We start from the raw sequence: 17,916 nt of genomic DNA, 5'->3' as shown, positions 1-17,916 counted from the left end.
GACGGAGCTTCACTCGTTTCCACACTACGGGAATTTATTGCAGGCGCGTTGTCTATTGTGCATTGCACAAAACATGGCGTGGGCGTAGCATTCCCTTCATGCGGGACAATCGGGTTTGGGTAATGCCGGAGCGGTGAGCAACGCTGCGTCGGCGCCGCATTCATACCCGAGGACCCGATGACCTTTACAAGCCCTGACAAATCCGGCGCCGCCAGCTTGGAGGCAATTGCGCGAAATGGCAGCATGTTGCGCCGTATGGCCGCGCGCATCCCGACCTATCTGACCGACCTTCGCGAGAATCCCGCCTGGCTGCCAATGTTCGTCCTCGCCCGCACCATGCCGGGGCGGCGCCTGCACTGGCTTGGTGCCAAGCAGGCCAAGCCGGCACGCAACACAGATACGATGTTTGCCGGCGTCGACCGCGCCGCGGCCGTCGGCGCATTGAAAGCGGACGGGCTGTTTTCAGGGCTGGTGCTGCCGCAGGCCATTCACGAGGAAATCGCCGCTTTTGCCGAGCGCACGCCGTGCTTCGGCAATTTCGATCGTCGTCTCGAATTCATGCCGGGCGAGCATGCCGAGGCCGAAAAGCGTTTTGGCCGCCCATTGCTCAGCGGGCATTTTTTCGAACGTATCCTCGATTGCGATGCTGCTTTGGCCATTCAGCGCGACCCGCTGCTGCTTGATATCGCCGCGCACTATCTCGGCGGCCAGGCGAAGTTGATCACGACGCGCGTCTGGTGGAGCTTTCCGACCGGCGCGGCCTCGGATGCCGACAAGAACCTGGCGTCGCTCGGCAAATACCACTTCGACCTCGACGACTGGCGGATGCTGAAATTCTTCTTCTATCTCAAGCCCGTCGATGCCGACACCGGTCCGCATGTCTATGTCCGCGGCAGCCACAAGCGCCGCGCCGTAAAGCATCAGCTGACGCTGCTCGTCGGCCATCCGGCGCAGGACGTCCTCGACGTCTACGGCGACGACAGCCCGGTGACGCTGACCGGAGAAGCCGGCCTCGGCTTCGTCGAGGATCCGTTCGGTTTCCATATGGGTACCGTGCCGACGCGCACGCCGCGTCTGATGATGGAAGTCGGCTTCGGCGTCTCGGCGCCGTCGCGCCGTCGCTTCCACGGCGAGCCGGTCATCCGCTGATCCGGGATCTTATCCGGTCTTGCCGCGCCTGAGATGCTCGTCCAGGCGGGGCATGATCTCGACGAAGTTGCAAGGCATGTGCCGGTAGTCGAGCTGCGGCTTCAAAATGCCGTCCCAGGCGTCCTTGCAGGCGCCGGGCGAGCCCGGCAGCACGAAGACGAAGGTGGCGTTGACGACGCCGCCGGTCGCCCGGCTCTGGATCGTCGAGGTGCCGATCTTGTCGTAGGAGATGCGGTGGAACACTTCGGAAAAGCCGTCCATGCGCTTTTCGAAGATCGGTTCCAGCGCCTCCGGCGTCACGTCGCGGCCGGTGAAACCGGTGCCGCCAGTGGTGATGACGACATCGATGTCCTTGTCTTGCGACCAGCCAAGCACCTTGTCGCGGATCTTGTCGCGGTCGTCGGTGACGATGTCGCGGGCGGCAAGGATGTGGCCGGCCTCCGCGATGCGGTCGGCCAGGGTCTGGCCGGACTTGTCGTCGGCAAGGCTGCGCGTGTCGGAAACGGTCAGAACCGCGATGCGCACCGGAATGAAGGGGCGTGTCTCGTCAATCCTGGCCATGGGCGTCGGCCTCCATGCTTCGCGTCGCGGCAACGAACCAGTCCGGATGGCGGCTGCGTATGTCGAGTGCGGCGCGCTTGGCGACATTACCTGTTTCGAACAGTCCGAAGCAGGTGGCGCCGGAGCCCGACATGCGGGCAAATCCCGCCCCGGCCTTGTTCAGCACCGACAACGCCTTGCCGATGGCCGGCTGGATCGCGCGGGCTGCCGGTTCGAGATCGTTGCGCGTGATCTCCAGCCAGTTGCGGATGCTGTGGAAGTCGATCGTGCGCGGCAGCGGCGGCAGCATGTCATTGTCCCGGCTGGCAAGCGCGTTGAACACCTCGGCCGTGGAGACGGCGGTGCCTGGATTGACCAGAACCAGGCCAAGCGCCGGAAAATCCGGCACGCTCGACAGCTCGTCACCGATACCACGCGCGACCAGGGGTTTTGCTGCCAGGCACATGGGAATGTCGGCGCCAAGCGCAAGGCCGATCCGCGCCAGTTCGGCGTCATCGACATCCAGTGCCCAGGCATGGACAAGCCCGCGCAGCACCGCCGCCGCATCGCTCGATCCGCCGCCGACGCCTGAAGCGATCGGCAGGTTCTTTTCCAGCCTGATGGCGACAGGCGGCGTCCGTCGCAGGCCGGCTTCCCGCCGCAGCGCCTCGCGAGCCTTCACCACCAGATTGCTGTCGTCGAGCGGGACCGCGGACGCGTACTTGCCGGACACGGAAAAAAGATCGCTGTCGGCGCGCTCGATCTCGACCCTGTCGCCGAAGCGGGTGAAGACGGCGAGGCTCTCGATCAGGTGATAGCCGTCGGCGCGCCTGCCGGTGACATGCAGCGCCAGGTTGATCTTGGCGGGCGCAAGCCATATCCGGGCTTCGGCCTCGGCGTTCAATGTGTCGGCTGCAAGGGAAATGCTGTCAGTCCTTGGCCAGGCGGTATTCGCCGGTCTTGGGGTCCTTGACCAGCGTTCCCATCGTACCGTTGGCCGCCTGTTTTTCGGTGCGCCGGATCTTGGCCGTCACGCGTTCGGCTTCCCTGACGAAGGAGCGATAGCCGACATAGGCAAGCACGCCAACGGCGACGAAGAAAATGATCTGCGGCATCTCAAAACTCCTCCCTCGAAAAGGCGGCGAAGGCGGCCGGTCGGGTCGGTCAAGCGGACATGCTAGACGTTTTCACCGTTTTTTCAAAGCCCGAAGCGCGCCCATAGCGCGCGCTCTTCCGCCGCATCGATGATGCCGCTGGCAGCCACTGCGGCAATATCGGGCGCCGAAAAGCCGCTGCGCGAGCCGAACAGGCCGAAGCGGCCGAACAGGCCGCGCGGCGCTGTGATCAGCTTGAGCTGGGTCTTCGGCCCGAAGCGGGTCTTGAGCACGGTGCGCATATCGCCCAGCGCGTCGACAAGGCCGAGCTCAAGACCTTTCTTTGCGGTCCAGAACAGGCCGGTGAACAGGTCCGGGTCGTCCTTGAGCCTGGTGCCGCGCCGCTCCTTGACGAGGTCGATGAAGGTCTCATGCACCTCGAGCTGCAGCGCTTTCAGCCGCTCGACGTCTTCCTTCTTCTCCGGCTTGAACGGGTCGAGCACGGCCTTGTTCTGGCCGGCCGTGTGCACGCGGCGCTCGACGCCGATCTTCTTCATCAGTTCGGGAAAGCCGAACGAGGCCGACACCACGCCGATCGAGCCGACGATGGAGGAGGGGTCGGCGAAGATCTCGTCGCCGGCGACCGCGATCATGTAGCCGCCCGATGCCGCGACGTCTTCGACGAAGACCAGCACCTTCTTGTCCTTTTCCGTCGCCAGGTCGCGGATGCGCTTGAAGATCAGCCGCGACTGCACCGGCGAACCGCCAGGCGAATTGATCGAAATGGCGACGACTGGCGCATCGAAGGAAAACGCCTTTTCGATTAGGCCGGCGGTCGATGCCAGCGACAGGCTCGGCCGGAACTGGCCGCCGCCGGGCATGATGGTCCCCTGCAGCCGGATGACCGGAACGGTGACGACACTGGAGCGCCAGGATTTCGGCAGCAGGCGGTTCAAAAGGCGTTTCACGAGGGGAGGATCTCCGGGGCAATGTGCAAAGAGCAAGATAAGGTCAGGTTCGGTCAATTCTTTTTTTCGGACGGCGCGGCAATCTTGCTCCGGGCATGTAGGGATTTTCCGGCCAACAGCAATGCCACGTGGCCGGCAGGATCAATCGCCGAACAGCGACGCCAGTCCGTTGTTGATCATCTCGGTCCGTTCCGCTGGTCCGTTGCCCGATTCACCATGCAGCATCAGCGGCGGGCGGATCGACAGCTTTCCGCGCGCGCCGAGCGCTGCCCTGACGACGATGCGGATCGCCGCCGCCTCGGGGCGAGGGTGGACAGAGAGCATTTCGGCATCGCCGAAGCGGCCCTCGATCGCGTCGAGAAGCGCGCCGAGCTGCTCCGGCCGGGCAATGACGGCCAGCCCGCCGCGCGGCCTCACGACCGCTGCTGCACTGCGGATCCAGCTCTCGAACAGCCCGTCCTCCATGACATGGGCCTGCTTGCGCAGCGGGTCGGGCGTGGCGCGATCCTCGGCGGCGTTGAAGGGCGGGTTCATGATGACGAAATCGAAGGAATTGTCGGCAAGGCCGGCGTCGCCTCTCGCCTTGCCCGACAGCGTGACATCGGCGGCCAGCACCGAGGCGCGATCGCCGAGATGGGCATTGCCGGGATGGGCAAGCGTGGTCGCCGCGTATCCCGCCATTTCCTCGGAGCGTTCGACCAGCACGGCCCGGGCAGAAGCACAGCGCGACAGCACCGCCAGGCCCGCAGCGCCGGCGCCGGCGCCGAAATCGGCAAGCCGGCCGGCGAAGGAGGATGGCACGGCAGCGGCCAGCATCATGGCGTCCATGCCGGCGCGGTGCCCACCCGACCGGGGCTGCACCAGCCAGAAGCGGCCGCGATGGAAGCCGTCGACCGTGTGGGCCGGCGTGTCCGGAACAAGGGCGGCGGGTGAAGCGGACATTATTCTCGGCGGATCTCGTTGGCGATGCCGGCATCCGTCAGAATGCGCCGCGCCGCCTCCGCCTGGTCGGCGTCGACCATGACGCGCCGGGGCAGGATGCCGATCGAACCATCGAGCACGCTCATGTTCTGGTCGGCGACGAAACAGGCAATGCCGGCGTCGCGCATCAGCGATTCGACAAAGGAGATGATCACGGCATCGTTGGTGCGGATGAGTTCTATCATCGGACGAAAATCGCAGGTTGCGGCGTTCCTGTAAACGTGGGCGATCGCCTTGCCGGTTGCAACCGCGCCAATTCGCCTCTTGCCGTGCCCGTGGGTGCCGCCCTAGAGTCCATCCGGGACAGGGTGCCGTCGTGCGCATGGAATAGACGGGAGTGTTTGTGGTGGGTGTCGTTCTCAACATCGAAAACGGGAAGCGGGAAGCCGCCTCCATCAAGGACCTGATCGACCTGACGGCGGCCGATATGGGGCGCGTCAACGAACTCATCCTGTCGAAGGCCGGCTCCGACGTCGAAATGATCCCGGAGGTCGCCAACCATTTGATCTCGTCCGGCGGCAAAAGGCTGCGGCCGATGCTGACTTTGGCCGCAGCCCAGATGTTCGGCTATTCCGGCGAAGGCCACGTCAAGCTCGCCACATCGGTCGAATTCATGCACACGGCCACGCTTTTGCACGACGATGTCGTCGACGAGAGCGGCATGCGCCGCGGCAAGAAGACCGCGCGCATGATCTGGGGTAACCAGGCCAGCGTGCTGGTCGGCGATTTCCTGCTCGGCCAGGCGTTCCGCATGATGGTCGATGTCGGCTCGCTGGAAGCGCTCGACATCCTGTCGAGTGCGGCCTCGATCATCGCCGAGGGCGAGGTGATGCAGCTTGCCGCCGCCAAGAACTTGGAGACCACCGAGGACGAGCATTTCGCCGTCATCAAGGCCAAGACCGCGGCGCTGTTCTCGGCCGCCGCCGAAGTCGGCCCGGTGATCGCCCAGGCAACGCGCAACGATCGCGCGGCACTGCGCTCCTATGGCATGAATCTCGGCCTTGCCTTCCAACTCATCGACGACGTGCTGGATTATGGCGGCTCCAGCAAGGAGCTGGGCAAAAATGTCGGCGACGATTTCCGCGAAGGCAAGGTGACGCTGCCGGTGATCCTCGCCTACCGGCGCGGCACCAAGGCCGAACGCACCTTCTGGAAGCGCGCCATCGAGGACAATGTCACCGACGATGCCGGGCTGGAAAAAGCGATCGGCCTGATGACCCGCCACGGCGCCATCGCCGACACCATCGGCCGCGCCCGCCATTTCGGCGAGATCGCCCGCGACGCGCTCGCGCCGCTGGAGGCGACGCCGCAGAAATCGGCACTGATCGACGTCATCGATTTCTGCATCAGCCGGGTGAACTGAGGTCCGCGCCGAGGCAACTTTGCCGCGAAATCCGCAACGGCCGTCTCGACAAGCCGTCGCGATGCAAATTATCTATAAATCATGGCAAAGACCGCAGACGACACCATCGCCGTCCGTATCAGCAAGGTGCTGGCGGACCGCATCATATCGGGCGCTATCGAACCGGGCGCCCGGCTGCGACAGGACCATATCGCCGAGGAATTCCAGACCAGCCATGTCCCGGTGCGCGAAGCGTTCCGGCGTCTGGAGGCGCAAGGGCTGGCGATCGGCGAGCCGCGCCGTGGCGTGCGTGTCGCGTCTTTCGACCTTGGCGAGGTCAGGGAAGTTGCCGAAATGCGGGCGGCACTCGAAGTGCTGGCGCTGCGTCATGCCGCGCCGCACCTGACCGCAGCCATTCTCGATCTCGCCGAGGAGGCGACCAAGGCCGGCGACAAGTCTCGTGACGTCCGCTCCTGGGAGGAAGCCAACCGCACCTTCCACCGGCTGATCCTTCAGCCGTGCGGCATGCCGCGACTGCTTGCCACCATCGACGATTTGCACGCGGCAAGCGCCCGCTTCCTGTTCGCCGCCTGGCGCTCGGAATGGGAAATCCGCACCGACCAGGACCACCGGGCGATCCTGAGCGCGCTCCGCCAGGGCAATGCCGAATCGGCCGCCGCCACCCTTGGCCGGCATGTGCAGTGGATCGGCCAGAAGCCGGTCAAGACGGCCTCCGGCAGGACCCGCGACGCCTTCGCTATCGTCGGCTAGGGATCGGAAAATCAGCTGAAGACCAGCGCCGGGCGCAAATGCCCAATGCGATCTCGGAGCTTTTTCGGGGCGAGGGCTTGCCATCGCGCCGTAAATATGGATTTGATAATAGATCAAAAGCAAAAATTATCTATAATTTCAAAACAGCCAGGGAAGCCGCCGTGACCGACATCGCTTTTTCGTCCTCAAAGCCGTCCTTCAGCCCGCTGCGCCTGCAAGACCGCTCGCTTGGCTGGCAGGCTGGCGCCGTCGTCCTCGGCACGTTCTTTCTGGCGCTGTCGTCCTACATCGAAGTGCCGATGGTGCCGGTGCCGGTGACCATGCAGACCTTCGCAGCGACGCTGATCGGCGCGCTCTATGGCTGGCGGCTTGGCGCCATCACCATCACTGCCTGGCTCGTCGAAGGCGCGGTCGGTTTCCCGGTGCTGGCTGGCGGTGCTGCCGGCGTGCAGCATTTCCTCGGGCCGACGGGGGGCTATCTCTTCGCCTTCCCGCTCACCGGCGCGCTCGTCGGCTGGCTGGCCGAGCGCGGCTGGAATGGCAACCGGGTGATGCTGGCCTTCGCCGCGATGGTGCTCGGCAATCTCGCCTGCCTGGTCCTCGGCACGGCGTGGCTTGCCGTCATGATCGGCGCCGAACAGGCCATCACCTTCGGCTTCCTGCCCTTCATTGTTGGCGGCTTGCTGAAGTCCGCACTCGGCGCCGCCACGCTCAAGTTGTTTGCAGGCAACAAGACGAATCCGGCCAAAACCGCATCATAGCCGGCGATGACCGTCAGGCTGCGCGCCCATCATCTGCTTTGCGTGCTGACCTATGTCGGCAAGGGATACAGCGCCGCCTTCATCGCCAACTATGACGGCATCGCCGAGCGCCTTCGCCGGGGCGAGGACATCCTGATCGTCTGGGGTCCGGACGATATCTGCGCCCCGTTGCTCGGCGAGCCGGAACCGCACTGCCTGCGCGAAAGTGCCGCCGAGCGGGACCGGCTGGCGGCAGGCGACGTGGAGCAATTGCTCGCCCGGCCGATCCGGGTCGGCGCCCGCCTGAGCCTTGACGCGGCAGCCCTGGCCCGCATGCGCGCCGCCTTTTCAGCCGGCCTGACGCGTGAGGCCTGCCAGGGCTGCGAGTGGGCCGGCCTGTGCACCACTGTTGCCATCAACACCTATCGCGATACCAGGGTGTAGGGTCCGCGTCCGCAATCTGCTATGATGCGTCGTCGCCATGGTTTGTTGATCGGGTGACCCGATTGTGAATTCGACCCGGATTGAAGCCTGACCCCAAAAAGGCCATGCTTTGCCCGGAAAAGTACGAGTCTATGGCGGTCCCGCCGACTTGGGGATTGCGTCTGGCTGAAAGGGATACGATGCGGCAAGGACGTGCGCGCTGGCTCACAGGGCTGGCAATTGTGGCGGGCATGGCGATCTCGGCTCTGCCGTCGCATGCCAAGGAAACCAGCGAGCCGGTCAGGATCACATCTTTCTCGGGGGCCTATCTCGCCGCGCGGATCGCCGAGGGCGACAACGACCTCGATAGCGCCATCGCCTACTACAAGCAGGCGCTCGCCTTCGCGCCCGGCGACACGGCGCTGCAGCAGAGCCTGATGCTGTCGCTGATCGCGCAAGGCCGCTTCGAGGAATCCCTGGTCTATGCCGACAAGCTCAAGGAAGTGCCCGATGTCGAGCGCTTCTCGCGCATGGCGCTGGCCATTGATTCCTTCCACAAGAAGGATTTCACCAAGGCGCAATACTGGCTCAAGCTGTCGCTCGAATCCGATCTCGACCGGCTTCTGTCCGGGGTGATGAGCGGCTGGGCCATGGAAGGCGCTGGTGAGCCCGGCGACGCCATGGCGTTCATCGACAAGCTGCAAGGGCCGGACTGGTTCGGCCTGTTCAAATCCTACCATCGCGCTTTGATCGCCGACGTCGCGGGCCTGCCCGAAAAGGCCGATCAAATCTACGCCGCGACCTTGGCAGACACTGCCGCCGGCGGCGCTGCGCCCGAGACGTGGATGCGCAACGCGCAGGCCTATGCCTCCTTCCTGTCCCGCAAGGGCGACAAGGCCAAGGCGCTTTCGGTTCTCGACCAGGCCGAGGCGTTTGCGCCGGGCAAGCTGGAAATCACGACGCTTCGCGACAGGATCAACAAGGGCGACAAGATCGAGCCTCTCGTCGCCGGCCCATCCGAGGGTGCCTCCGAGATCCTGCTTGACCTCGCCACTGCGCTCAACCGTGGCGGCGGCGAGCCGTTCGTCCGCCTCTATCTGCAATATGCGCTGGCGCTCAAGCCCAACAGCGATGCCGCCCTGGTGCAGCTCGCCGCTGTCGCCGAGCAGCTGAAGGACGGTGAGGGCGCGATCGCGCTCTATCGCCGTATTCCCAATTCTTCGCCGCTGAAGGAACTTTCCGACCTGCAGCTCGGCCTCAACCTCGCCGATCTCGACCGCCACGAAGAGGCGATCGCTCATCTGAAAGCCTTCGTCGACAAGCATCCAGGCGACATGCGTGCCTATCTGGCGCTTGGTGGCGTCTATTCCTCCAAGGACGATTTCCGCTCCGCCGCCAATCTCTACGACAAGGCGGTCGAGGTGCTGAAGACGCCGACCAGCGCCAACTGGAACATTTTCTACCAGCGCGGCATCGCCTATGAGCGGCTGAAGGAATGGCCGAAGGCGGAGCCGAATTTCCGCAAGGCGCTGGAACTGCTTCCCAACCAGCCTCAGGTTCTGAACTATCTCGGCTATTCCTGGGTCGACATGAACATGAATCTCAAGGAAGGCCTGGCGATGATCCAGAAGGCCGTCGATCTGCGGCCAAGCGACGGCTACATCGTCGATTCGCTGGGTTGGGCCTATTTCCGCCTTGGTAGGTTCGACGACGCCGTGCGTGAAATGGAGCGTGCCGTGTCGCTGAAGCCGGAAGATCCGGTGCTGAACGACCATCTCGGCGACGCCTACTGGCGCGTCGGCCGCAAGCTGGAAGCCACTTTTCAGTGGAATCAGGCGCGCGACCTGAAGCCGGACTCCGATGTGCTTGCCGCCGTGCAGCAGAAGCTGTTGAAAGGCCTGCCGCCGATCGAATCCAACACGGCGCAGGAGACTCCGAAGGTCAAGCCGGAGCCGACGCCCGCGCCGAAGGGGTAAGGATCTCGACATTGTCTGCAAAACGGGGCTCGTTGAGCCCCGTTTTTGTTTTCAGAAGAGCTGGAACCGCCGAGGTGCTGGCGCCGATACCCCGGGAGGGTGGCCCGACGAAGTCTGGTCGGGAGAGTGGCGCGCGGTACCCCGCCTTGACGCTCGCCGGCCCGGCAACTAGGGAATGCTTCATTCCGCGCTTTCCGAGGCCGCCGTGACGATCGACATCCCAACCCATATGCATCCCAGCCGCTCCTTCCAGGGGCTGATCCTGACCTTGCACAATTATTGGGCGGACTATGGTTGCGTCATCCTCCAGCCTTACGACATGGAGGTCGGCGCCGGCACCTTCCATCCGGCAACGACGCTGCGCGCACTGGGGCCAAAGCGCTGGAACGCCGCCTACGTGCAACCCTCGCGCCGGCCCAAGGATGGGCGCTACGGCGAGAACCCGAACCGACTGCAGCACTACTACCAGTATCAGGTGATCCTGAAGCCCAACCCGCCCAATTTGCAGGAGCTCTATCTCGGCTCGCTCAAGGCGATCGGCGTCGACCCGCTGCTGCACGACATCCGCTTCGTCGAGGACGACTGGGAAAGCCCGACGCTGGGCGCCTGGGGGCTCGGCTGGGAGTGCTGGTGCGACGGCATGGAAGTCTCGCAGTTCACCTATTTCCAGCAGGTCTGCGGCATCGAATGCGCGCCGGTGGCGGGCGAACTCACCTACGGGCTGGAGCGGCTGGCCATGTATGTGCAGGGCGTCGACAATGTCTACGACCTCAATTTCAACGGCCGCGACGGCGCCGAGAAGGTCACCTATGGCGATGTCTTCCTGCAGGCCGAGCAGGAATATTCGCGCCACAATTTCGAACATGCCGACACGGCGATGCTGCTCAGGCATTTCGAGGACGCCGAAACCGAGTGCAAGGCGCTGCTCGATGCGGGCGCGCCGGCTTCGAACGACAATCTGGCGATGCACCGCATGGTCCTGCCGGCCTACGACCAGTGCATCAAGGCCAGCCACGTCTTCAACCTGCTCGACGCCCGCGGCGTGATTTCAGTCACGGAGCGGCAAAGCTACATTCTGCGGGTGCGTAATCTGGCGAAAGCCTGCGGCGAGGCGTTCTTGCTGACGCAGGCTGGCGGGCTGGCCGCCTGAGATCAGACGCGCTTCATCATTTCGAGAGGCGCGGCGATCGGGGAGAGGATCTGGCCACTCGGGCCTGCCATTGTCCGCAGCGCTTGCCTGACACCCGGCATCGAGAAAGCACCGTGAGCCTGCGCGGCGAAGCAAGCGCTAAGTGCGAGGATCTGCAAAAGTCTTGATGCCGTTTTCACGATCGTTCAGCCAATAGTTCCCTGCCTGAGCGTTGGTCGCTTCAGCGCTGCGTTTGGTTCATGGGAATTTTCTGCCCTAAGGACGGGCGGGCTCCCTCCGTCCCGACAACAGCCATGAAAATTTCCGGAAATAGGTCGAACAGGCGATCGGCATGCAGGGTGACAGCGGCCAGCCGAGTTGCTATGCCCCGCCCCGGACCTTCTTGCCGCGCGAGCCCTTGCTATGCCTGACCTGCTTCTGGAACTTCGCTCCGAGGAAATCCCCGCGCGCATGCAGCGCAAGGCGGCGGGCGACCTCAGGAAGATGCTGACCGACGGTCTGGTTGAGGCCGGGCTGACCTATGAGGCGGCGCGCGAGTACTGGACGCCGCGGCGGCTGGCGCTCGACATTCGCGGCCTGACCGCGCGCTCGAAGGACATCCACGAAGAGATCAAGGGCCCAGCGACCTCGGCGCCGGAACAAGCGGTCCAGGGTTTTCTGCGCAAGGCAGGCCTTGCCTCGATTGCCGAGGCGCATGTCAACTCCGACCCGAAGAAGGGCGATTTTTATGTCGCCCACATTTCGAAGCCGGGCAGGGCGGCGGAGGCGATCATCGCCGAACTGGTGCCGGGCATCATCCGCGGCTTCCCCTGGCCGAAATCGATGCGCTGGGGGCCGGCCTCGGCAAAGCCGGGCTCGTTGCGCTGGGTGCGGCCGCTGCAGTCGATCCTCTGCACCTTCGGTCCTGAGACCGAAGAGCCGGTGGTGGTCGATTTCGAGATCGACGGCATCCGCTCGAGCAACGTCACCTACGGCCACCGTTTCCATGCGCCGGGCGAAATCACCGTGCGCCGCTTTGACGACTACGTGTCGAAGCTGGAAGCGGCCAAGGTCGTGCTCGACGCCGACCGCCGCAAGGAGATCATTCTGGCCGATGCGCGCAACCTCGCCTTCGCCAACGGCCTCGACCTGGTCGAGGATGAGGGGCTGCTGGAGGAAGTGTCCGGCCTGGTTGAATGGCCGGTCGTGCTGATGGGCGAGTTCGAGCAGGATTTCCTCGCCATTCCCGCCGAGGTCATCAGGCTCACCATCCGCGCCAACCAGAAGTGCTTCGTCAGCCGGCCGCAGGGCGCCGTCGAGGATCTGTCCAACCGCTTCATCCTCACCGCCAACATCGAGGCGAAGGACGGCGGCAAGGAGATTGCCTACGGCAACGGCAAGGTGGTGCGCGCGCGCCTCTCCGATGCGCTGTATTTCTGGAAGACCGATCAGGGCGATCTGCCCGATCTCGACCAGCTCAAGGCATCGGCGGAGAAGTTCGGGCTTGATCTCAAAAAGCCGCTCGACCAGCGCATGGCCCGCCTCGACCATCTCGGCGTCACCTTCCACGCCAAGCTCGGCACGCAAGGCGAGCGCGTGGAGCGGATCAAGAAGCTGGCCGAAGAGTTGGCGCCGATCGTCGGCGCCGATCCCGCGCTGGCGCGCCGTGCAGCCATGCTTGCTAAGGCTGATCTCACAACCGAGGTGGTCGGCGAGTTTCCGGAATTGCAGGGCGCCATGGGCCGCAAATATGCGCTGCTGCAGGGCGAGCATCCTTCCGTCGCCGCTGCCATCGAGGAGCACTACAAGCCGCAAGGCCCGTCCGACCGCGTGCCGACCGACTCTGTTTCAATTGCCGTGGCGCTCGCCGACAAGCTCGACACGCTGGTTGGCTTCTGGGCGATCGATGAAAAGCCGACGGGGTCCAAGGATCCCTATGCGCTGCGCAGGGCGGCACTGGGCGTGGTGAGGATTGTGGTCGAGAATGGCATCCGGCTGCCACTGACACCCACCTTCGAAAGCGCCTACGAAGTGGCGGATTATCTCGCGTCGAAGGCTGGCGGGGCCAATGGCTCCGACCTCCTGTCGTTCTTCCACGACCGCCTGAAGGTCTACCTCCGCGACCAGGGCGCACGGCATGATCTGATCGATGCTGTCATCACGCCGCAGTCCGACGACCTCCTGCAGATCGTCCGCCGCGTCGAAGCGCTCGGCTCCTTCCTCGACAGCGAGAATGGAAAGAACCTGCTGGCCGGAACCAAGCGCGCGGCGAACATTCTGGCGGCCGAGGAGAAGAAGAAAACGCAGGTCGCCGAGACTGTTGAGCCGGCGCTGTTTCGCGAGGATGCCGAGAAAATGCTGTTTGCGGCGGTGAATCAGGCCGAGAGGCAAGCCGGCGAAACGATTCAAAACGAAGACTTTTCCGCCGCCATGCTGGCGCTTAGTGTTTTGCGTGAACCGGTTGATTCATTCTTTGAACGCGTTCTCGTGAATGATGAGGATCAGGCCGTGCGCGCCAACCGCCTGGCGTTGCTTGCCCGCATCCGCGCCGCGACCGGTAAGGTCGCGGACTTCTCCAGGATCGCCGGCTAGAGCATGATCCCGAACCTCGGTTCGGGCAAAAGTCATGCTCAAACAAAGCAGCTGAAAAATTCTGGCCGGCCGGCCATTCGAGCCGACTTACAGTCATATGGCGATGATCTCCCCGTGGCAGAACTGACATGTTCCCCAACCCCACGGAGGCTCCCATGAATTCCGCTCACGACATCGAAGTGACTGAAGAGACGCCGGCCGCCGCCGAGGCGACCGAATCCGCTTCCGACAACATCCTCGACCAGGCTGCCGCCGCCGCGGTTGAAGCCGCCGATCCGTCCGACGACGAGGAGGATGGCGACGACGAAGACGGCGAGGACGCCGGCAAGAAAGCCACCCTCTCGGACGACGAGGATGAGGACGGCGATACGAAGACGAAGACGAAGACAGCGTGAAGGCCGAAGGCGGCGACGCTGGCGAAAAAGACGAGTCCGAGGACGAAGAGAACGAAGAGGACGACGACAAGGAAGAGGCGGCCTGAGCCATTTCCGCAGGCCGAGTTGCGAAGAGGGCGGCGCTTGTGCGCCGCCCTCTTTGCGTTGTCTTCCAAAGCTGACTTGGTCAGTCTAGTCAGTCCTCCAGGATGCTGACACGCACGCTGCGTGAATAGACATCGACCTGGATCAGCGGTTCGCCATTGACGATGGCGCGCCTTGTCGAGGAACTCATTGCGCCGCCGCGCTCCAGCATGCGTTGCAGATCCGCGCGGTCGTCATTGCTTTTGAACCAGCCGTCGCCCTCGTCGTCGCTGTCGCGTCGGTGGAACTTGTGCCAGTTGGCGCGGTCCTGCCTCACCATCTGCGCGGCACTGTCCAGCGCAAAGCCGTCGCTGGCGTGATGGTCGCGTTCGGAAATGCGCGCGACATAGGATCCGAGCATGTCGTCGGCCTTCGCCGCACTTGTGCCCAGCGCCGACGCCAGCAACAGCCCGGCGACGGCAAACGCTCTTGCCTTGTTCATGAATGCCCCCTTTGAAACCCCGACTTCGCCTGCCGGAGCCGCTCGAGCAAATTCGAGCCGGCCGCGACAAAGAGACTGGAGAAGAGGATCGCACTCCGGATGCCTACGCCGGACAACCCGACCCGCCTCCGCCGGCAGCTTACATGGCTTTTCCGACAGGGGCTATCGGTGACGGCTGCGCTGCTGTCGGTTCTGGCTGCGGCGCGGGTTGTTGCTCGCCGTTCGAGGCAGTCGCCGCCGGCTTGCCGTCTGGCGCGGGTTTGGTGCCTGCCGCGGGCTTGGTGTCTCCCGCTGCCGGTTCGGCGGCGGCAGTGGCCTTGGCCGGTGCGGCGGCGGGCGTTGCGAAGGCGCCGCCGACGATGCCGCCGCGAATGATCATCGGGCTCTGTATGTGAGGCTTTTCGGGGATCGCCGCCACCTTCTCATTGGTGACGTCGGGCACGGCCTCGCCCAGCGCCACGACCGATGGCGCCGAGGCGATCTTCATCGGCTCGGCCGCTCCGAGCTTGACCACGGATGGCGTCGAGGTCGACGCGCCGAGGACGAGAATGGACGAGGCATGCGCCCCGCCGGCCGTTGCCGCCAGACCGATGCCAAGCATTGCAAGCATGCGCTTCGACACGATGAAAACTCCCCAAACCCTTGGAGCCGGCATCCTATTCCCGGGGGATTGATGTCCGCTTGCACGAAAGCGTAGCATTTTAGGGATTGATAATTCGCCAACGCCCGGACTTGCCCCGTGGACGCCGCCGTATTACGCAGCCCGGCATCTGCAGAGGTGACGAGATTGGCTGAGATACTTGCCGTCGGCGAGGCGATGGAGCGGGCGCTGGCGCTGCTTGAAGGCGGCGATGTCGTCGCCATCCCGACCGAGACCGTCTACGGGCTGGCCGCCGATGCCACCAACGGCATCGGCGTCGCGCGCATCTTCGAGGCCAAGGGTCGCCCGCGCTTCAACCCGCTGATCGCTCATGTCGCCGATATCGCCATGGCCGAGCGCATTGCCGTCTTTGATCCGCTGTCGAAAAGGTTGGCCGAGGCATTCTGGCCGGGGCCGCTGACGCTGGTGCTGCCGCAACGGTCCGGCAACGGCATCCATCCGCTGGTCACGGCAGGGTTGGACACGATCGCGTTGCGCATGCCCCGGGGTTTTGGCGGCGAGCTGATCGCCAGGCTCGGCCGCCCGCTGGCCGCGCCCAGCGCCAATTCTTCGGGCAGGATCAGCGCCACCACGGCGGAGGCCGTGGCGGCCGACCTCGGCGCGAAAATCAGGCTGGTCGTCGATGGCGGTGCGACGCCGGTCGGGCTGGAATCCACCATCGTCAAGGTCGAGGGCGAAGACTTGCGCTTGCTGAGGCCCGGCGGCGTTGCTGCCGAGGACATCGAGGCGGTGGCCGGCGTCAAGCTGCTGCGCGGCGCGGTCACTGGCATCGAGGCGCCCGGCATGCTCGCCTCGCACTATGCGCCAGGTGCCGCGGTGCGGCTCAATGCGGGCCAAGTCGCCGGCGGCGAAGCGCTGCTCGCCTTCGGCAAACGCCGCGCCGGAGGTTGGCAGGATGCCATCGCCCTGCGCAACCTGTCCGAGAGCGGCGACCTGCGCGAAGCGGCCACCAACCTGTTTGCCCATCTGCAGGCGCTCGACCAGAGCGGCGCCACGACCATTGCCGTCGAGCCGATCCCGTTCGACGGGCTGGGCGAGGCGATCAACGACCGGCTCTTTCGTGCCGCCGCCCCACGTGACAAGGCCGATTGAGGGCCATAGTTTCTGCCCATGAACGACGCCCCCTCCGATCTCGCCCCCGCCCTCATCGACCGCTTCGCCGCAATCGTCGGCGAGAACTATGCGTTGCGCGACCAGCGTGATATCGCGCCCTACCTCACTGAGCGCCGCGGCCTGTGGCACGGCCGGACGGCGCTGGTGCTGCGGCCGGGCAGCGTCGAGGAGGTCAGCCGCATCATGCGGCTGGCGACCGAGACCGCCACGCCGGTCGTGCCACAGAGCGGCAACACCGGGCTGGTCGGCGCTCAGGTGCCGGACGCTTCAGGCCGCGAGATCGTGTTGTCCTTGTCGCGGCTCAATCGCATCCGCGAGATCGATGTCTTTTCTAACACCGTGACTGTCGAGGCCGGTGTTATCCTGCAGACGCTGCAGGAAGCGGCCGACGCTGCCGGCCGGCTGTTTCCGCTGTCGCTGGCAGCACAAGGCTCCTGCCAGATCGGCGGCAATCTGTCGTCCAACGCCGGCGGCACCGGCGTGCTTGCCTACGGCAATGCGCGCGAGCTCTGCCTCGGCGTCGAAGTGGTGCTGCCGACCGGCGAGGTGTTCGACGATCTGCGCAAATTGAAGAAGGACAACACCGGCTACGATCTGAAGAACCTGTTCGTCGGCGCCGAAGGCACTTTGGGCATCATCACCGCCGCCGTGCTGAAACTCTTCCCCAAGCCGAAGGGTAGGGAAGTGGCATTCGCCGGCCTGTCGTCACCCGAGGCCGCGCTCTCCCTGTTCGGCCTGGCGATGGACCGGGCCGGTGCTTCGCTCACCGCGTTCGAGCTGATCGCCAAGAGGCCTTACGACTACACGCTGAAGCATGCGCAAGGCGTTACCCGGCCGCTGGCAGGGGACTGGCCCTGGTATGTGCTGATGCAGGTGTCCTCGGGCCGTTCGGAAGAGGACGGCAGGGCGCTGATCGAGGAGGTGCTGTCGGCCGGGCTGGAGCAGGGCATCGTCGACGACGCGGTGATCGCGGCAAGCCTGGCCCAGGGCGACGCCTTCTGGAATTTCCGCGAGGTGCTGCCCGAGTGCCAGAAACCCGAAGGCGCCTCGATCAAGCACGACATTTCCGTGCCGATATCATCGATCCCCGAATTCATCGGAAAAGCCGCCGTCGCGGTCGCTTCGATCAGCCCCGATGCGCGCGTCGTCTGCTTCGGCCATATGGGCGACGGCAACCTCCACTACAACATCTCCCGGCCGGTGGATGGCGACGACGAGGCCTTCCTCGGTCTCTACCACACCATGAACAAGGCCGTGCACGATGTCGTGCGCTCCTTCCACGGCTCGATCTCGGCCGAGCATGGCATCGGCCAGCTGAAGCGCGATGAACTGATCGCTACGGCGCCGCCGATGGCGATCGATTTGATGCGTCGGGTCAAGGCTGTCTTCGACCCGGCCGGCATCATGAATCCCAGTAAGGTTATCTGATCCTTCCAACATGTTGTGTTGGTTGCATTCCGATAACCATCGCCTGAGA

General features: G+C 64.5%; 19 protein-coding genes. 11 read left to right on the top strand and 8 right to left on the bottom strand.

Translation table 11 applies throughout. The features are described 5' to 3' along the window. The first annotated feature begins 177 nt into the window (after positions 1-177). The gene (locus AC04SI_RS11690) at positions 178-1,149 is read left to right on the top strand and encodes a hypothetical protein (protein ID WP_404277168.1); all 972 of its coding nucleotides are present in this window, start codon (positions 178-180) and stop codon (positions 1,147-1,149) included. Positions 1,150-1,158: 9 nt separating this feature from the next. On the opposite strand, the gene moaB is transcribed toward AC04SI_RS11690, so the two are convergent. The 6 genes from moaB to AC04SI_RS11660 form a co-directional block, all read right to left on the bottom strand. Then, entirely contained in the window at positions 1,159-1,710 is a 552-nt protein-coding gene (gene moaB, locus AC04SI_RS11685) for a molybdenum cofactor biosynthesis protein B (protein WP_404277169.1), read from the bottom strand. Next, positions 1,697-2,593 carry a 4-(cytidine 5'-diphospho)-2-C-methyl-D-erythritol kinase gene (locus AC04SI_RS11680; RefSeq protein ID WP_488474240.1) on the bottom strand — a complete coding sequence of 299 codons (897 nt, stop codon included), beginning with the start codon at positions 2,591-2,593 and terminating at the stop codon, positions 1,697-1,699. Before AC04SI_RS11680 ends, moaB begins: the two co-directional genes overlap by 14 nt. Positions 2,594-2,618: 25 nt before the next feature. Further along, positions 2,619-2,804 carry a hypothetical protein gene (locus tag AC04SI_RS11675; protein WP_006201979.1) on the bottom strand — a complete coding sequence of 62 codons (186 nt, stop codon included), beginning with the start codon at positions 2,802-2,804 and terminating at the stop codon, positions 2,619-2,621. Positions 2,805-2,887: 83 nt separating this feature from the next. Further along, positions 2,888-3,751 carry a S49 family peptidase gene (locus tag AC04SI_RS11670; RefSeq protein ID WP_192183616.1) on the bottom strand — a complete coding sequence of 288 codons (864 nt, stop codon included), beginning with the start codon at positions 3,749-3,751 and terminating at the stop codon, positions 2,888-2,890. Between the two features lie 141 nt (positions 3,752-3,892). Continuing rightward, positions 3,893-4,693 carry a tRNA1(Val) (adenine(37)-N6)-methyltransferase gene (locus AC04SI_RS11665; protein ID WP_488474239.1) on the bottom strand — a complete coding sequence of 267 codons (801 nt, stop codon included), beginning with the start codon at positions 4,691-4,693 and terminating at the stop codon, positions 3,893-3,895. Next, a complete protein-coding gene (locus AC04SI_RS11660; protein WP_404277173.1) occupies positions 4,693-4,917 on the bottom strand; it encodes a putative signal transducing protein in 225 nt (74 codons plus the stop codon). The genes AC04SI_RS11665 and AC04SI_RS11660 overlap by 1 nt, the downstream gene beginning before the upstream one ends. A 161-nt stretch (positions 4,918-5,078) precedes the next feature. Here AC04SI_RS11660 and AC04SI_RS11655 point away from each other — a divergent pair, with 161 nt between their 5' ends. The 8 genes from AC04SI_RS11655 (at position 5,079) to AC04SI_RS11620 (ending at position 14,100) form a co-directional block, all read left to right on the top strand. Beyond that, positions 5,079-6,095: a polyprenyl synthetase family protein gene (locus AC04SI_RS11655; protein WP_006201983.1), complete on the top strand. Its 1,017-nt coding sequence runs from the start codon at positions 5,079-5,081 to the stop codon at positions 6,093-6,095. An 81-nt stretch (positions 6,096-6,176) separates the two neighbouring features. Continuing rightward, positions 6,177-6,845 carry a GntR family transcriptional regulator gene (locus AC04SI_RS11650; protein ID WP_404277174.1) on the top strand — a complete coding sequence of 223 codons (669 nt, stop codon included), beginning with the start codon at positions 6,177-6,179 and terminating at the stop codon, positions 6,843-6,845. Positions 6,846-7,006: 161 nt separating this feature from the next. Beyond that, complete coding sequence (locus tag AC04SI_RS11645) at positions 7,007-7,606, top strand: biotin transporter BioY (protein ID WP_404277175.1); 600 nt, start codon at positions 7,007-7,009, stop codon at positions 7,604-7,606. 6 nt (positions 7,607-7,612) lie between these two features. Then, the gene (locus AC04SI_RS11640; RefSeq protein WP_488474238.1) at positions 7,613-8,029 is read left to right on the top strand and encodes a DUF1284 domain-containing protein; all 417 of its coding nucleotides are present in this window, start codon (positions 7,613-7,615) and stop codon (positions 8,027-8,029) included. 179 nt (positions 8,030-8,208) lie between these two features. Next, positions 8,209-9,984, top strand: coding sequence for a tetratricopeptide repeat protein (locus AC04SI_RS11635; RefSeq protein WP_488474237.1), 1,776 nt, complete (start codon positions 8,209-8,211; stop codon positions 9,982-9,984). 175 nt (positions 9,985-10,159) lie between these two features. Then, on the top strand, positions 10,160-11,134 hold the full coding sequence (locus AC04SI_RS11630) for a glycine--tRNA ligase subunit alpha (RefSeq protein ID WP_006201989.1): 975 nt from the start codon (positions 10,160-10,162) through the stop codon (positions 11,132-11,134). Positions 11,135-11,536: 402 nt separating this feature from the next. Continuing rightward, positions 11,537-13,705 carry a glycine--tRNA ligase subunit beta gene (gene glyS / locus AC04SI_RS11625; protein WP_404277178.1) on the top strand — a complete coding sequence of 723 codons (2,169 nt, stop codon included), beginning with the start codon at positions 11,537-11,539 and terminating at the stop codon, positions 13,703-13,705. A gap of 155 nt (positions 13,706-13,860) precedes the next feature. Continuing rightward, the gene (locus AC04SI_RS11620; RefSeq protein ID WP_488474236.1) at positions 13,861-14,100 is read left to right on the top strand and encodes an ATPase; all 240 of its coding nucleotides are present in this window, start codon (positions 13,861-13,863) and stop codon (positions 14,098-14,100) included. Between the two features lie 175 nt (positions 14,101-14,275). Here the strand turns inward: AC04SI_RS11620 and AC04SI_RS11615 are convergent, their stop codons facing one another. Both AC04SI_RS11615 and AC04SI_RS11610 read right to left on the bottom strand, forming a co-directional pair. Beyond that, positions 14,276-14,665: a hypothetical protein gene (locus tag AC04SI_RS11615; RefSeq protein ID WP_404277180.1), complete on the bottom strand. Its 390-nt coding sequence runs from the start codon at positions 14,663-14,665 to the stop codon at positions 14,276-14,278. Positions 14,666-14,804: 139 nt separating this feature from the next. Next, entirely contained in the window at positions 14,805-15,287 is a 483-nt protein-coding gene (locus tag AC04SI_RS11610) for a hypothetical protein (RefSeq protein WP_404277181.1), read from the bottom strand. 165 nt (positions 15,288-15,452) lie between these two features. On the opposite strand from AC04SI_RS11610, the gene AC04SI_RS11605 reads away from it, so the two are divergent. Both AC04SI_RS11605 and AC04SI_RS11600 read left to right on the top strand, forming a co-directional pair. Beyond that, positions 15,453-16,418 carry an L-threonylcarbamoyladenylate synthase gene (locus AC04SI_RS11605; protein ID WP_404277182.1) on the top strand — a complete coding sequence of 322 codons (966 nt, stop codon included), beginning with the start codon at positions 15,453-15,455 and terminating at the stop codon, positions 16,416-16,418. Positions 16,419-16,436: 18 nt separating this feature from the next. Then, positions 16,437-17,867: an FAD-binding oxidoreductase gene (locus AC04SI_RS11600; protein WP_488474235.1), complete on the top strand. Its 1,431-nt coding sequence runs from the start codon at positions 16,437-16,439 to the stop codon at positions 17,865-17,867. The last annotated feature ends 49 nt before the right edge of the window (positions 17,868-17,916 follow it).

Source organism: Mesorhizobium sp. CNPSo 4689 (assembly GCF_057784325.1).
The sequence above is the reverse complement of the archived record's forward strand: the minus strand, read 5'-3'. Positions and strand labels throughout refer to the sequence as shown.

Bases quoted from the DNA above. Each gene is read 5' to 3' on its own strand.
- AC04SI_RS11690 (WP_404277168.1), top strand. From the start codon at position 178: ATGACCTTTACAAGCCCTGACAAATCCGGCGCCGCCAGCTTGGAGGCA.
- moaB (WP_404277169.1), bottom strand. From the start codon at position 1,710: ATGGCCAGGATTGACGAGACACGCCCCTTCATTCCGGTGCGCATCGCG.
- AC04SI_RS11675 (WP_006201979.1), bottom strand. From the start codon at position 2,804: ATGCCGCAGATCATTTTCTTCGTCGCCGTTGGCGTGCTTGCCTATGTC.
- AC04SI_RS11665 (WP_488474239.1), bottom strand. From the start codon at position 4,693: ATGTCCGCTTCACCCGCCGCCCTTGTTCCGGACACGCCGGCCCACACG.
- AC04SI_RS11660 (WP_404277173.1), bottom strand. From the start codon at position 4,917: ATGATAGAACTCATCCGCACCAACGATGCCGTGATCATCTCCTTTGTC.
- AC04SI_RS11650 (WP_404277174.1), top strand. From the start codon at position 6,177: ATGGCAAAGACCGCAGACGACACCATCGCCGTCCGTATCAGCAAGGTG.
- AC04SI_RS11640 (WP_488474238.1), top strand. From the start codon at position 7,613: ATGACCGTCAGGCTGCGCGCCCATCATCTGCTTTGCGTGCTGACCTAT.
- AC04SI_RS11635 (WP_488474237.1), top strand. From the start codon at position 8,209: ATGCGGCAAGGACGTGCGCGCTGGCTCACAGGGCTGGCAATTGTGGCG.
- AC04SI_RS11630 (WP_006201989.1), top strand. From the start codon at position 10,160: ATGCTTCATTCCGCGCTTTCCGAGGCCGCCGTGACGATCGACATCCCA.
- glyS (WP_404277178.1), top strand. From the start codon at position 11,537: ATGCCTGACCTGCTTCTGGAACTTCGCTCCGAGGAAATCCCCGCGCGC.
- AC04SI_RS11620 (WP_488474236.1), top strand. From the start codon at position 13,861: ATGAATTCCGCTCACGACATCGAAGTGACTGAAGAGACGCCGGCCGCC.
- AC04SI_RS11615 (WP_404277180.1), bottom strand. From the start codon at position 14,665: ATGAACAAGGCAAGAGCGTTTGCCGTCGCCGGGCTGTTGCTGGCGTCG.
- AC04SI_RS11600 (WP_488474235.1), top strand. From the start codon at position 16,437: ATGAACGACGCCCCCTCCGATCTCGCCCCCGCCCTCATCGACCGCTTC.